This is a genomic window from Ulvibacter sp. 2305UL32-6, from assembly GCF_058148545.1.
The window spans coordinates 415,634-430,128 of record NZ_JBYVKA010000002.1 but is presented as its reverse complement, the minus strand read 5'-3'; the positions used below and the strand labels follow the sequence as shown (position 1 = coordinate 430,128).

The following is a 14,495-nucleotide window of genomic DNA, read 5'->3' as shown; positions in this document are numbered from 1 at the left end:
TCCACAATATAGAAAAACCCCATCAGAAATGATGGGGTTTTTGTTTTAGTGCATCAAATACTATCGTAAGGAAAGACGCACTTCACCGTGTTCAAAATTGCTGCGATCCACTTGATACTCGCCTTGGGGAAGTTTTAGCCCAGACATTTTAAAAGCTCTTGCTAAGTCGCTGCGAAGCTCATAGTTTTCTAACACTACTAAGTTTTGCTCTTCTAAGGATCTGGAAAAAACGATCTGAAGCGTTTTGTCAACTAATCGATACGCTACAACACCCTTGTCTGGATCATTGTTTCCTTCCATAAGGATAGCCATTTGATCTCTCACTTCTTCCACATAATTGCCGTTATTACCACCTCCATTGCCACCGTTGCCGTAAATAAGTATATCACCACCTTCATTTTGGAAGCAAACACCAGGCCCGGTAGCGCAGGTTTCTTTACTGAAATTGGTATCCATGATATACACCCACGGGAAGTTGTGATATCTTGATTGTTCTACCACCTGTTCAGACAGATCAGCGTTTTCTTCATTTCTAATTTCATCTTTTGAACAGCTAACCAGAGCCGATAAAAGAACAGTTGTTACTAGGGTTAATTTGATAATTGATTTCATAATTTTTGTTTTTATGAGTTAGTAAATGCAATCGAAGTTTTTAAGATTGCTTCTTTATTCTATATACTCTCACTACCCAAATTGTTACCCTCTGATTATTGTTATTTTTTAAATACATTGAGAAATACTGTGTCAAGTACTATGTTTGCTGAAGTTAGGAGCGGTTTTTTTTGTGGAATAAATGCTAAAAGGTCCTGCGCTTCAAAGGTTTTTAAGTTAAAGGAGAAAAATAAGGGTCAATTAGAAAGGCCTAAAAATATAACACTCAACTTTAGAAAATAATAGGAACTTATCTTTGTGGCAGCTATTTTTGTTTTTATATTTGCCACCTCAAAATATGGCGAGGTAGCTCAGGTGGTTAGAGCGTCGGATTCATAACCCGGAGGTCTCGAGTTCAAGTCTCGATCTCGCTACATAGAACACCCGATACGAAAGTATTGGGTGTTTTTATTTACAGTGCTGAAACACGAAGTGTTTTGGAGGACTAGGCAAGGCCTTCCCAAAAGACTGGCCGAGGGTGCAGAATGTAAGTTGAAGTAATTCTCGATAGTAAGATTGGCAAAAAGTAAAATTTTGCTTTCAGACAATAGGAAATTAAAAACCTAAAAACACGCAGTATTAGGTTTTTTTGTTTTCAGTCAAAATTAATAGAATAATCGCAATGCTTTCTTTCTAAGTTTTAAATTAATCTATATATTGGGCTGCAACTAACAAAACTATGAGCGACAAGATAAAATACGAGATGGAGTTCGTGATACAAGTATCTCCATCGTTACTATACCAATATATATCAACTCCTTCAGGAATGAGTGAATGGTACGCCGATAACGTGAATTCACGCGGAGAATTTTTCACCTTTATCTGGGATGGAAGCGAAGAAAAAGCGAAACTACTCACAAAGAAAAGTCCGGAACGCATCAAATTTAGATGGATGGACGATGAAGGAACCGATTATTATTTTGAATTGCGTATTCAGGTAGATGAAATAACGAAAGATGTTTCGCTTATGGTTACCGATTTTGCCGAAGAGGATGAAATAGAGGAAGGCAAAATGCTATGGCAGAATATGATCTCTGAGCTAAAGCAGATCTTAGGTTCTAAATAATTCTTGAACTAAAATACTATCTTTGCGCCGTTCTAAAATAAGTAGAACGGCTTTTTTTATGGTAAATTTAAACGGAACACTTTTCGATTCTTCAGCGGTACTTATCACTCATGATAACCGTGGTTTGGCCTATGGCGACGCGGTTTTTGAAACCTTGAGATATTCGGCAGGAAAGATCTTTTTCTGGGAAGATCACTATTTCAGACTTATGGCATCTATGCGAATTATGCGTATGGAGATCCCGATGAATTTCACCATGGAATTTTTAGCTTCGGAAATTGAAAAGACTGTTGCTTCGTCCAATTCAAAAGATACTTTACGAATTAAACTACAGGTCTGGCGAAAAGCAGGAGGGAAGTACACTCCAACATCGCGAGAGGTAGACTATTTAATTACTACGGAAGTTATTGAGAGTCCGTTTTATACCCTTTCAGAAACAGCCTACGAAGTAGAGCTTTTTAAAGATCACTACATCACATCTGGTCTGTTGTCTACTTTAAAGTCGAATAACAGAATTATCAATGTCTTAGGAAGCATTTTTGCTGAAGAGAATGCGTATCAGAATTGTTTGTTATTGAATGAAAAGAAGCAAGTGGTCGAAGCGCTTAATGGAAATATCTTTTTGGTTAACGGCTATAAAATTAAAACACCACCCTTAGAAGATGGCTGTCTTAACGGGATTATGCGCAAGCAGCTAATTTCGATCATTCAAACCATACCAGATTATGTGTTGGAGATTGAATCGGTTTCTCCGTTTGAACTTCAAAAGGCTGATGCTTTTTTTATTACCAATGTGATCACAGGAATTCAGCCAATTACTAAGTATCGTAAAAAGGAGTATTCGGTAACTATTCCGAAGGAATTATTAGCAAAGGTTAATGTAAAGGCGCGATTGGGTTAGTTGAGATTTGGATTTTCAGGAGCGTTCGACCATAAAACGTAATCGCCACCAAATTCGAGCATTTTTTCTTTCCAGAAATCGGTATAACTCTTTCCTATAATTTCATTCTTATCAGAATTTGGAGTCACAACCCAACTATTTACGAGTAATTCTTGGTCCAGTTGTTCGCTTTCCCAGCCAGAATACCCTAAAAAGAAACGAATTTGATTTTCGGTAAGTTGATCGTCCTTGAGTAGATCAACGATCGCATTAAAATCACCTCCCCAATAAATTCCGTTAGAAATTTCAACACTTCCTGGGATCAATTCGGGAATTCGATGGATAAAATACAGATTGTCTTGCTCAACTGGGCCACCATTATAGACTGTTAGTGAAGAAGCTACCTCTGGAATAAAGTCTTTTAATTTGTGTTGTAAGGGTTTATTCAGAATAAAACCAACAGAGCCATTCTCGCTATATTCAGCCAAAAGAACGACCGATCTATTAAAAGAAACATCTCCAATAATAGAGGGTTCAGCAACGAGAAGCACGCCTTTGTTTGGTTTTAGAGTGGTCATCTTGGTTATTTGGTAAAATAAATCTAAACATAAAAAATTAGATAGACAACAGAAAAGCGTTTGGAGTTATACTAACCAAAAATAAAAAGCCCGTTCCAACTAGGTTGAAACGGGCTGATTAATGCGGATATGCAATTAGTTTACGCTGCTCTGTAAATCTGATCCTGCTTTGAACTTTACTACGTTCTTAGCTGCAATTTTGATTGTTTTTCCTGTCTGTGGGTTTCTTCCTTCTCTTGCAGCTCTTTTAGAAACTGACCAAGAACCAAAACCTACTAGAGATACTCTGTTTCCTTTTTTAAGAGATCCTTCTACATTTCCTAGGAAAGACTCTAATGCTTTTTTTGCTGCTGCTTTTGTTACACCGGCATCTTCTGCCATTGCATCAATTAAATCTGATTTGTTCATAGTTAAATAATTAAAAATTAAATTGTTGATTAAACATAAATGAATTGCCCTACAAATTTAATCGGATTATCGGTTCACGCAAGGAATAGCGCGGGAAATCGCCGTATTTGTTGATAACTTGGAGCGTTTGTTAATAACCAAACTGCTTTTGTGTTGCATTATCGCCATATGAGTGGGAATAGGGGTTTACGACATTTTAGCGGTTTCAGAAAAAGAAAACCCATTTAAGAGTGAGGCAGCATCCATTTTTCTTTTCCCAGGAAGTTGCAACTCCTTAATATATATATAACCATCTTTTACGGCTACTTTAATTTCTTTTTTTGTCGTAAAAATAGTTCCAACAGCATCAGAATGTGTCGTTAGATCAATGCTAGTATCGTAGACCTTAACCTTTAGCGTTTCTTCTTTATCTTCAAGTTGACTCCATGCAACAGGATAAGGTGAAAGTCCGCGTACCAAGGCATCTATCGCTTGAGCACTTTGTTTCCAATCGATACGTGTATTTTCGGGAGACAATTTAGGAGCAGCTTTTAGATCACTGCTGTTTGGCTGAACTTCTGTTGTAACAGAGCCATTGGCAATGGCATCTACTGTATCTATTACTAAATCACTACCTAAACTCATCAGCTTATCGTGAAGTGTACCTACAGTTTCTCGGGGTTCAATATCAATTTCAGATTTTTTAATAATTGCTCCAGTATCAATTTTCTCGTCAATAAAAAAGGTTGTGACGCCAGTTTTGGTTTCTCCATTGATTATCGCCCAATTGATAGGAGCCGCACCACGATATTGCGGAAGCAATGATGCATGCAGGTTAAAGGTTCCGTATTTAGGCATATTCCAAACAACTTTTGGCAACATTCTAAATGCTACAATGATCTGAAGATTGGCATCTAACGCTTTAAGGTCGGCTAAAAAGTCTTCGTTTTTTAAATTTTTTGGCTGAAGAATAGTGAGTTGCTGAGACAAGGCATATTCCTTTACGGCCGACGGGCGCATTTTGCGGCCACGCCCAGCAGGGCGATCGGGGGCGGTAATAACGCCCACGATGTCGGCCTTCGATTCTACCAGTTTTTTCAATATTCCCACAGCAAAATCGGGGGTTCCCATAAAGACAATTCGCAAATCTTTCATTAGTTTATATAATATTGATTTTTGGTGTTCAGACTTATTTTTCCACTATCAACAAGTAATCGCAGTACGTGGATGATCTTTGATTCGGCAAAGGTACTTTTTTCTGAAATGCTACGCGAACTCATCGCTTCTTCTTCTAAAAAGATGCGTATTTCTGCGGAAATGAGCTTCATTTCATCTTTGCTAGCCATTGTTTCTTGGGAAGCACATACCGAACATATTCCGCACTTTTCCGAAGTTGATTCCCCAAAATAGTTAACTAATTGTCTGCTCTTACATTCTGTGTCGTTTTCAATATAACGTATCACCGATGCAACTTGCTTAGTTTTTCTGGTGTTTAAGACTTCTACTTCCTTCTTAACAACATTGATAGTGCGGTCATCTTCGCGAGGTTTAAGGAAGGTAATGGTGGCGTCTGTCACCCGCAAACTCAGTTCGATAATGCCATCCCTTTCTAGTTTTTCAAGTACGGGGATGATGTTTTCAACAGTCTGCCCGGTTTTTTTACTTAAAAGATCTAAATTGACATTGGTTGCAGTTTCAAAAATTCCACCATAGAGACGAAGCATGGTCTTACCTATAACAGATGCTTTTTGATCTCCGGCGAAATAATTCAGGGCTCTTTCCGAAGAAACTATAAACTGTATAATCGACTTTCTTCCAAATTCTTTAGAAAGTTGAATAATGCCTAGTCTATCAAGCGAATTCAATGCATTGTATGTAAATAGTGTATTTAACTTATAAGCATCACAAAAATGTATAAAATTAAAGCTGTGTTGGGTGAAAGCGCCTTCTCCATAAGAGATCTGAAAGTAATTGCTTAATTTTCGGTAGATCTTTTTTAGTAAATCGGGGGTCGCTAACGCATCAACAAATTGTTTTTTAACTAAAACCTTATCGTAATCGTTATACAGAATTACCGCCTGCGCATATTGATCATCACGCCCCGCACGCCCTGCTTCTTGGAAATAGCTTTCCAAACTTTCCGGAAGTTGAATATGGATCACAAAACGTACATTTGGATGATCAATACCCATTCCAAAAGCATTGGTAGCGACCATAGTTGATACACGACCATTTTTCCATTGTTCTAAACGATCTTGTTTTTCGCTTTTACTTATTCCACCGTGATAAAAGGTGCTGCTAATGCTCATATTATCGAGATGATTACTCGTTTCAATAGCACTCTTTCTACTGCGCACATAAACAATAGCTGAGCCAGTGTTGTTTTTTAGCAACTGAGTTGTGCGATATAATTTATCATTGGTTTTTTGGACTAGGTAGGCCAGATTAGCACGTACAAATGACTGTTTAAAAACGGCTGGGAGTTCTAATTTTAACTCAGAAATGGTATCAGTTAAAACCTCAGGAGTTGCGGTTGCCGTTAAAGCGATCACGGGTACCAAGGGATGTAGTTCTCGTAAAATAGTGACCTGTTTGTATGCAGGTCTAAAATCATTTCCCCATTGTGAAATACAGTGAGCCTCATCGATAGCGATAAGGTTTACGTTCATTTGCTTGATTGTATTTTGCACCACTTCTTGCTGCAGCCTTTCGGGCGATAGATATAAAAACTTGTAATTTCCGTAGAGTGCATTATCCAAAAGTGTGGTTAATTCATCAAAAGAAATGCCGCCAGTTAAGGCTAGTGCTTTAATATTTCGTGTCTTCAAGTTTTTAACCTGATCACTCATTAGGGCAACAAGGGGAGAAATAACAATGCAAATACCTTCCATGACAAGGGCAGGAACTTGAAAACAAATTGATTTACCTCCACCCGTTGTTAATAATGCCACCGTATCTTTTCCGTCTAATACCGAGTTGATAATATCCTCCTGCATCGGTTTAAAGGATGCATATCCCCAAAACTCGGTTAAGATATGTGAGGGCGATTTCAAGAAAATATTTCTAGTTTTTCTAAGATATGATCAATGCGTTCTGAAGGAGTTCCTACAGGTACTAATTGTACGTCATAACCATACTTTTCATATCCTTTGAGCAGGTGATCGTGTATGGTTTCGGCTTGTTCAAATGATTCGTAACGTTCATTATCCTGTGTATAGATAGATTTCCAAGGAGGAAGTAAAAATACCTGATCGTAGCAATTGTTAAAGCAAGGAGCATCAAACGCAGCTGGATATTTTGCCTCAATATAATGCATATATGATGTTACATCTGGCAAACCCCGATCGTAAAAAAGATGTTTTTCTGAATGATCTTTAGCTTGTTCAAACTGTTTTAAGCGCCCGTCCATTAATTTTTGGCTAAACAATAAAGGATCTGTAAGGAATAGCTGGTCAATACCTGCTGCTTGGGCTTCTTGAATCACTTGTCTAGAGATTTCATGAATGACTGGAAAGCCCTTTGCTTCCAATAATTCGATAAGTGTTGTTTTTCCAGACCCGGGTCCGCCAGTAATGACAATTCTTTTAGGTGTCAAAGATTGAATATTTTAATGAGACAAAGCTTTATTAGCAAAGTTCGGAAATATTTATGGAATCATAGGTCATTGATGTGATTTGCTATCCAGTAATTCGTGAATAAACATAAAGGAACTAAACAATTTACGCCTCCAATGCGATAAGTAAAAGAGTAGATCTATAAAACCCAAAATTAAATATTGAACTCCTAGTATCCCGCACCTAGCTTTCCGCCTACAACATACTTTCATTCCAATATTGTATCTTTGTTTTAAAATTACCGCATGACAGAAGAAAACAAATCTGAAGCCTTTTACGAGCGTTTACGCGAACAGCTTAAGTCTGATACAAACTGGCCCGCTCCATACTTATACAAGTTTATCGTTCCTGCAAGTAATGAGAAAATTGCTGAAATAGAGCGTATTTTTGATACTTTGAAGGCAACGATCAATACACGAGAATCATCTAAAGGCACATATACGAGTGTTTCTATTAAAGTTATGATGGAATCGCCAGATGCAGTAATTGAAAAATATCTTGAAGTTTCTAAGGTCGAGGGTGTCATTTCTCTATAATTTTAGTATTTTGCGTGACATAAGCCGTTGAGTATCTTTCATAGCGGCATAGAGACAACTTTCCTTGAATATATTACAAAATACATGGTTTTAATAGACGATTTAGAATACAATACAGAACGCCCGCATTTAATAATTCCTGAATACGGCCGTCATATACAAAAAATGGTTGAACAGGCAGTAGCCAAAGAAACCAAAGAAGAGCGCAATAAATACGCAAAAAGCATCATTAATGTGATGGGTAATTTAAACCCGCATCTGCGTGACGTACCCGATTTTCAACATAAACTTTGGGATCAGTTATTTATTATAGCAGATTTTAAGCTGGATGCAGATTCACCTTACGATAAGCCTTCTCGTGAAGAACTAACAGCTCGTCCTGAGCCTCTTGCATATCCGCAGAATCATCCTAAGTATCGTTTCTACGGAAATAATATAAAACGAATGATCGATGTAGCGGTTAATTGGGAAGATGGCGAAATGAAAGATGGCCTTATTTACACCATTGCCAATCACATGAAAAAATGTTTTCTGAATTGGAACAAGGATACTGTAGAAGACGATGTGATCTTTAATCACCTTTTTGAACTTTCAGAAGGAAAGATTAACTTAAAAGATAGTGATGAAGGTCTTAGTAATTCTGGAAAATTACTTCAGAATAAAAAACGTTACAATACAAATAGTAGCAATACTGGAGCCAAGAAAAACTACAAGAATAACAATCGCGGTAGAAAGCGTCACTAAAAACCACCGTATTTTTTATGGGAACTTTTCAAATTGAAGGCGGTCACAGACTAAAAGGTGAAATCCGTCCGCAGGGAGCCAAAAACGAAGCCCTGCAAATACTTTGCGCTGTACTGTTAACACCTGAAGAGGTGATAATAGAAAACATTCCAGACATTCGTGACGTAAATAAGCTGATCGGGATCTTAAGTAATCTTGGAGTAAAGATTCAAAAACTGGGTAAAGGCAAATATGCGTTTAGAGCAGATGACGTCAACTTAGAATATCTTGAATCTGAATTATTTAAAGAGGAAGGAAGTTCGTTGCGGGGTTCTATTATGATCGTTGGACCTTTATTGGCACGTTTTGGAAAAGGATATATTCCCAGACCAGGTGGAGATAAGATCGGACGACGACGACTCGATACTCATTTCGAAGGATTTATTCGTTTGGGAGCCAATTTCAGATATAATAAAGAAGAACGCTTTTATGGTGTTGATGCACCCAATGGTCTTACCGGTACCTATATGTTGCTTGATCAAGCTTCTGTTACAGGAACCGCCAATATTGTAATGGCGGCAGTACTTGCAAAAGGAACGACTACCATATACAACGCGGCTTGTGAGCCTTATTTACAGCAGTTGTGTAATATGCTTAACCGCATGGGAGCCAAAATTACAGGCGTTGGTTCAAATTTACTTACCATTGAAGGCGTGGAAGCCCTTGGCGGTTGTACACATCGTGTTCTTCCAGATATGGTTGAAATAGGAAGTTGGATCGGTTTAGCTGCCATGACTCGCAGCGAGATCACGATCAAAGATGTAAGTTGGGAAAACTTAGGACTGATTCCTGATACCTTCCGAAAACTTGGAATCACTTTAGAGCGTAAAGGCGATGATATTTATATTCCGTCTCAAGAAAATTACGAAATACAAGGCTATATTGACGGTTCTACACTTACTGTAGCCGATGCGCCTTGGCCTGGATTTACACCAGACCTTTTAAGTATCGTTCTCGTGGTTTGTACGCAAGCCAAAGGTAGCGTGCTTATTCATCAAAAGATGTTTGAAAGTAGACTGTTCTTTGTCGATAAATTGATTGACATGGGAGCGCGTATCATTTTATGTGATCCGCACCGCGCCACTGTAATAGGACATGATTTTCAGTCTAACCTGAAAGCCACAACCATGGTTTCGCCAGATATTAGAGCAGGTATTTCACTATTGATCGCTGCTTTGTCGGCTCAAGGAACAAGTACGATACACAATATAGAACAGATCGATCGTGGCTATGAAAATATAGATGAGCGCCTTCGTGCCATTGGCGCAAAGATCACCCGAATCGATGCCTAGCAGTTTTAATATATTATATAGAAAAAGCCCCGCTTTAATTTTTAAAGCGGGGCTTTTTTATGCTTGATAAGTTTATAATGCTACTAAACCTTTTTATTTTTATTTAATTCGTCTTGTAGCTTTCTTTTTATTTGCTGAATTTCTTCAAGCTTCTTCTGACGGTGTTCTTCAAATTCCGTTTCAATTTCAGCCAATCGTATTTTTGCATCTCGCGTTACTGAATTACTATTTTTAAATCTATAAATAAAGAGTCCAAGAAACGCTAAAAGAATCCCAATAATAGACCACATGATCGTGTTATACGTTGTTTTCTGCGTCTGCATACCAAAAACTTCAATCCCGTCTTCTTTACTCATAGAAACCGTTAGATCTTCATTGGCTTTATTAAGATTATTGGTAAGTGATGTGATCTCTCCTTTTTGAGTGTCGATCTGATTGTTCAGCGTTTTAATTTCGGTTTCAAGATTCGCAACCGAATCAAGTATGTTTTTGCGTAGAATAGCGAGCTTACGCTTTTCAATAACCTTAAATTCCTGATAATTGTTAGATTTATCAATAGTCGCTTCAAATTGCGCTTCTAGCGTATTGCTTTCCTGTGCAAATAGTGCACAAGAAAAAAGCAACATAGGGATTACAGCTGTAAATAATTTCATGGTTTTGTTAATGTTAGGTTGTTGTGGCTCTTTAACACTACAAGAGTAGAAAAATTGTGCAAAACTGCCCAATTTTTAAAGAAAATTAGATTTTATTTAACAGCCATGGAAGCATTACTTCTACAGTAATTGAGCGCACCCGACGGACATTTTTTGATCTGTGCGACTATTTTGCTGGTTTCTGAACCTTCTAAATTGATCCAAGGGATCACAGTGGTCCTAAAAACATCCGAAAGTCCCTTGGCACATTTTTCAGCATTAATACATTTTCTGGGAGCAAAAGTAACGGTAATTTCACCATTACTATATTCGTTTTGATAGGTTTCCATAAGCATACATTTGGGGGTTATGTGCTACAGTACGTTTCGTTTGGGGCGAACGACTTCGCAGGCCTAAATCATAATAACATCGATAAAAGTATTAAAATTATCGACAAAACACAATTTTCAAGAATTTATTTTGAATTACTTAGGAAACAGCTTCCTTATAAACGCGAAGACAACGCTCACGCGCTTCTTTGTGATCTACCATTTTTTCAGGATAATCTTTAGTGTCATATTCGTCGATCCATGTTTTGATATATTGTTTGTCCTTATCAAATTTATCAACTTGCGTCATCGGATTAAAAATCCGAAAATAAGGCGCTGCGTCAACACCACTTCCTGCAGCCCATTGCCAATTTCCAACATTACTTGAAAGCTCATAGTCGAGTAGCTTCTCGGCAAAATAGGCCTCTCCCCAACGCCAATCAATAAGTAGATGTTTGCACAGAAAGCTCGCGACCAACATCCGCACACGATTGTGCATATAGCCCGTTTTATTTAACTCTCGCATCCCAGCATCAACAAGTAAATAACCTGTTTTGCCTTCTTTCCAAAGCTCAAATTCTTCTTTATTATTGCGCCATTTTATGCGATCATATTTACTTCGGAAGGCATTATCAACGGTTTTTGGAAAATGCCAGAGAATGGTCATAAAGAATTCACGCCAAATGAGTTCCTGCCAAAATACTTCATTTTTTTCGGCAATGGCTTTTTTTACAACCTGTCTGATACTTACGGTGCCAAAGCGTAGATGCGGACCAATACGCGATGTTCCTTCTTCCGAAGGAAAATTACGAGTATTCTCATAGTTTTGAATGGTTTTGGGACGTATATCGAACTCTGGAACTTCTATCTTAGAACGTTCAAAGCCCATATCTGAAAGTGTTAGATTAGCTAATCTAGAATGTTCAATAAGATTGTTGTAGTACTTTTGGGTAGCATGATCTTGTAAATGTTTTTGCGCATTGAAGGTGCTTTTCCACGTTTTCATATAAGGCGTATACACCACATAGGGATCGCCATCGCCTTTAACCACTTCACTTTTTTCAAAGATCACTTGATCTTTATAGGTGTTGAAATCAATGTTGTCTGCTTCGAGTTGCTTTTTAATTTGCGCATCACGTTCTTTCGCATAAGGTTCATAATCGCGATTGGTGATCACATTTTGAACCTCAAACTCGGCACAGAGCGCCTTAAATACTTCGGAAGGCTTACCGTGATACATCGCGAGGCTTGCCCCATGTTCTTGAAGTTCATTCCGCATTTCCTGCAGTCTGTCAAAAATAAAGCTTACGCGAGCATCATCTTTTGGAAGTTCTTCCAAAATTTCAGAATCAAAAATAAAAAGTGGTAATACTGGGAATTTGCCTTGAAGTGCTTTTGAAAAGCCCACATTATCCTCTAATCGTAAATCTCTTCGGAACCAAAATATATTTACTTTTTGAGCCATGCTGCTGTTTAGTTTTGGATACTTCCGAAGAGTTCGGTTAGCTTTTGCTTGCGATAATCAAAAATCTCTTGCAATTTTGGTTTTACTAAAAAAGGATGAGCCATCCGACCAAGAATGCCAAATGGTACTTTGTAATCTATAATATCTTCCATTTCAACGCCACCTTCAAATTCATGGATAAAATGTTTGTGATGCCATAGCGCATAAGGTCCAAATCGTTGCTCGTCTACAAAATACTTACCATCTTTTACATGCGTGATCTCGGTAACCCATTTGGTTTTTATTCCAAGAATAGGCGTCACAATGTATTGAATGATCTGACCAGCAAACATAGGTCTGTCTGCACCAGAAAGAATATGAAAACCCATATAATCTGGCGTTATGACCTTCAAGTTCTTAGGATCTGAAAGAAAATCCCAAGCTTGCTTGGTGGTAATTGGTAGTTTCTGTTTTGCGTGCAGTGTATATATCTTCATCTAATAGGCACGTTTGTGTAAAACACGCTTATTAATTTGAAGCAATCTATACTTGTCGTAATCACGACGATTGTTTTTTCTGCGGAAGCGAAACAGTGCTAAAAAATTTTTCAGAATCGTTGCCATTTTTGTTTTTGTTTAAAGATAATGCTGTTTCACGAATTGTAAATGTCCTTAAACAAAACATTAACAAATTTCTTTAGTAAGCGATCATTTGGTTTAAGATAGAACGAGTTAGCTTTTAATGTTTTTTTAAAAGAAGCGATTCTAAAATATTGGAAATACCGGTAATATTATCGTGTTTTCAGAAAAAAATTGAGTTCATTTTATGTTTTTGTTAACTATTCTGCCTCTGGTCTATCCGTATCTTCGCTACAATCTAAAAACAAAATAAAACCATTATGAAACAAGCATTCTTTTACGTAGCTGCCATAGTTATGACCATGGGTAGTTACGCACAAATCAAGACACCAGCAGCTAGTCCGGCGCAAACAATGACCCAGACCGTTGGTTTAACCGAGATGACCGTTGAGTACTCGCGACCTGCAATGCGTGGAAGAACTATTTTTGGAGATCTAGTACCATACGGTAAGATGTGGAGAACTGGAGCGAACGCCAATACAAAAATCACTTTTAGTGAAGATGTAAAGATTGGTGGAAAAGAAGTGAAAGCAGGTACCTATGCTTTATTTACAAAACCAAATTCAGCTAGCTGGGATGTATATTTTTATAGCGATTCAAGCAATTGGGGAACACCAGAAAATTGGGATGACGCTAAAGTAGTTGCTATGGTAAAAGCTGACGTATATCCAATACCAATGAATATTGAAAGTTTTACGATCAGTTTTGACGATCTTACAGGAAGCAGTGTGAATTTAGGTATCATGTGGGAAAAGAGCTATGTTGCTGTGCCAATTACCGTAAATACAGACAAAGCAGTTTCTGAAAGTATCAAACAAGTAATGAATGGCCCTACTGCTAACGATTACTACGCTGCAGCTGTATATCACCTTGAAAATGGTAAAGATATCAATCAAGCAAAAACATGGATCGATAAAGCTGTTAGTATGAACGGAGAAGCTTTTTGGTACCAAAGACAACAATCACTTATCTATGCGAAAGCAGGAGATAAGAAAGGTGCGATCAAAGCGGCTAAATCATCAATGGAACTTGCTGAAAAAGCAGGAAATGCAGATTACGTAGCATTGAATAAAAAATCATTAAAAGAATGGGGAGCAATGTAATTTTGCTTTCTTCGGAATAAAAAAAGCCTCGATTTATCGAGGCTTTTTTTTGTTTAAAAAGTTAAATAACGGAGCAGTGATTGCTACGAATGAATCGAATTTTTAAACGATCGATACTCGGTTTCCTCATCCTTCCATGCCTCAAATTGATCTCGCTTTAAAATAAGCAGGTCAATATCACCACGCTCTTCCGGTCCAGCATTGTTCTCAGTAATAAAAATACCGTTCTCCAGTTCTAAAATACCACTCATGTCTTCGCGAGCTTCGTCGTCCAAATAGCCAAAATGGATATCTACGATCTTTTTATTTCTGAAAAGCAATCGGGAGGCTAAGGCACAGCGTTTAGCGTCTTCAAATGAACATTCTTTGTGCTTTTTGTAATATTCTTCCAGATCTAGTGAATTATCGGGACCCTTGGGTAGACAAATGATCTTTTTGTCGGCAAGTCTAATATAGGATTGAAATTGTTGCATTCCGTCGCCTACTTTATGTGAATAACGGATCTTTGAAATTTTTTGACCAATGAGTTCAGAAAGAATCATACGTGTAATTTTAGATGGTT

17 protein-coding genes and 1 tRNA gene are annotated in these 14,495 nt (G+C 37.7%); 7 read left to right on the top strand and 11 right to left on the bottom strand.

What is annotated here, in order from left to right; genetic code table 11:
- Positions 1–60 precede the first annotated feature (60 nt).
- Positions 61–612, bottom strand: a complete 552-nt coding sequence (locus ACY2RU_RS07790; RefSeq protein ID WP_490137874.1) for a hypothetical protein — start codon at positions 610–612, stop codon at positions 61–63.
- Positions 613–951: 339 nt separating this feature from the next.
- Between ACY2RU_RS07790 and ACY2RU_RS07785 the strand changes: the two genes are divergently transcribed.
- The 3 genes from ACY2RU_RS07785 to ACY2RU_RS07775 all read left to right on the top strand — a co-directional run bounded on the left by ACY2RU_RS07785 (position 952) and on the right by ACY2RU_RS07775 (position 2,618).
- Positions 952–1,025: transfer RNA gene (locus ACY2RU_RS07785), tRNA-Met, on the top strand.
- Between the two features lie 305 nt (positions 1,026–1,330).
- The gene (locus ACY2RU_RS07780; protein ID WP_490137873.1) at positions 1,331–1,717 is read left to right on the top strand and encodes an START-like domain-containing protein; all 387 of its coding nucleotides are present in this window, start codon (positions 1,331–1,333) and stop codon (positions 1,715–1,717) included.
- 58 nt (positions 1,718–1,775) lie between these two features.
- Entirely contained in the window at positions 1,776–2,618 is an 843-nt protein-coding gene (locus tag ACY2RU_RS07775) for an aminotransferase class IV (RefSeq protein ID WP_490137872.1), read from the top strand.
- Here ACY2RU_RS07775 and ACY2RU_RS07770 read toward each other — a convergent pair.
- From ACY2RU_RS07770 to ACY2RU_RS07750, 5 genes are all read right to left on the bottom strand, one after another.
- Complete coding sequence (locus ACY2RU_RS07770; RefSeq protein WP_490137871.1) at positions 2,615–3,175, bottom strand: YqgE/AlgH family protein; 561 nt, start codon at positions 3,173–3,175, stop codon at positions 2,615–2,617. The two genes, ACY2RU_RS07775 and ACY2RU_RS07770, sit on opposite strands and share 4 nt — an antisense overlap.
- Positions 3,176–3,310: 135 nt before the next feature.
- Positions 3,311–3,601 (bottom strand): HU family DNA-binding protein, encoded by a 291-nt coding sequence (locus ACY2RU_RS07765; protein WP_490138278.1) that lies wholly within the window; start codon positions 3,599–3,601, stop codon positions 3,311–3,313.
- 168 nt (positions 3,602–3,769) lie between these two features.
- Complete coding sequence (fmt, locus tag ACY2RU_RS07760; RefSeq protein ID WP_490137870.1) at positions 3,770–4,717, bottom strand: methionyl-tRNA formyltransferase; 948 nt, start codon at positions 4,715–4,717, stop codon at positions 3,770–3,772.
- Positions 4,717–6,615 (bottom strand): RecQ family ATP-dependent DNA helicase, encoded by a 1,899-nt coding sequence (locus ACY2RU_RS07755; RefSeq protein ID WP_490137869.1) that lies wholly within the window; start codon positions 6,613–6,615, stop codon positions 4,717–4,719. Before ACY2RU_RS07755 ends, fmt begins: the two co-directional genes overlap by 1 nt.
- The gene (locus ACY2RU_RS07750; protein ID WP_490137868.1) at positions 6,612–7,157 is read right to left on the bottom strand and encodes an AAA family ATPase; all 546 of its coding nucleotides are present in this window, start codon (positions 7,155–7,157) and stop codon (positions 6,612–6,614) included. Before ACY2RU_RS07750 ends, ACY2RU_RS07755 begins: the two co-directional genes overlap by 4 nt.
- Before the next feature lie 264 nt (positions 7,158–7,421).
- On the opposite strand from ACY2RU_RS07750, the gene ACY2RU_RS07745 reads away from it, so the two are divergent.
- The 3 genes from ACY2RU_RS07745 to murA all read left to right on the top strand — a co-directional run bounded on the left by ACY2RU_RS07745 (position 7,422) and on the right by murA (position 9,787).
- A complete protein-coding gene (locus ACY2RU_RS07745; protein ID WP_490137867.1) occupies positions 7,422–7,712 on the top strand; it encodes a DUF493 family protein in 291 nt (96 codons plus the stop codon).
- Between the two features lie 84 nt (positions 7,713–7,796).
- A complete protein-coding gene (locus tag ACY2RU_RS07740) occupies positions 7,797–8,456 on the top strand; it encodes a DUF4290 domain-containing protein (RefSeq protein ID WP_490137866.1) in 660 nt (219 codons plus the stop codon).
- 17 nt (positions 8,457–8,473) lie between these two features.
- Complete coding sequence (murA, locus tag ACY2RU_RS07735) at positions 8,474–9,787, top strand: UDP-N-acetylglucosamine 1-carboxyvinyltransferase (protein WP_490137865.1); 1,314 nt, start codon at positions 8,474–8,476, stop codon at positions 9,785–9,787.
- A gap of 83 nt (positions 9,788–9,870) precedes the next feature.
- On the opposite strand, the gene ACY2RU_RS07730 is transcribed toward murA, so the two are convergent.
- The 4 genes from ACY2RU_RS07730 to ACY2RU_RS07715 all read right to left on the bottom strand — a co-directional run bounded on the left by ACY2RU_RS07730 (position 9,871) and on the right by ACY2RU_RS07715 (position 12,689).
- Entirely contained in the window at positions 9,871–10,440 is a 570-nt protein-coding gene (locus ACY2RU_RS07730) for a hypothetical protein (protein WP_490137864.1), read from the bottom strand.
- A 92-nt stretch (positions 10,441–10,532) separates the two neighbouring features.
- A complete protein-coding gene (locus ACY2RU_RS07725; RefSeq protein WP_490137863.1) occupies positions 10,533–10,769 on the bottom strand; it encodes a (4Fe-4S)-binding protein in 237 nt (78 codons plus the stop codon).
- A gap of 139 nt (positions 10,770–10,908) precedes the next feature.
- Complete coding sequence (locus ACY2RU_RS07720; RefSeq protein WP_490137862.1) at positions 10,909–12,213, bottom strand: cryptochrome/photolyase family protein; 1,305 nt, start codon at positions 12,211–12,213, stop codon at positions 10,909–10,911.
- 8 nt (positions 12,214–12,221) lie between these two features.
- Positions 12,222–12,689, bottom strand: coding sequence for an SRPBCC family protein (locus ACY2RU_RS07715; RefSeq protein WP_490137861.1), 468 nt, complete (start codon positions 12,687–12,689; stop codon positions 12,222–12,224).
- A gap of 401 nt (positions 12,690–13,090) precedes the next feature.
- Between ACY2RU_RS07715 and ACY2RU_RS07710 the strand changes: the two genes are divergently transcribed.
- Positions 13,091–13,933, top strand: a complete 843-nt coding sequence (locus ACY2RU_RS07710; protein ID WP_490137860.1) for a DUF2911 domain-containing protein — start codon at positions 13,091–13,093, stop codon at positions 13,931–13,933.
- A gap of 83 nt (positions 13,934–14,016) precedes the next feature.
- Here the strand turns inward: ACY2RU_RS07710 and ACY2RU_RS07705 are convergent, their stop codons facing one another.
- Positions 14,017–14,475, bottom strand: a complete 459-nt coding sequence (locus ACY2RU_RS07705) for a hypothetical protein (protein WP_490137859.1) — start codon at positions 14,473–14,475, stop codon at positions 14,017–14,019.
- Between the last annotated feature and the right edge of the window lie 20 nt (positions 14,476–14,495).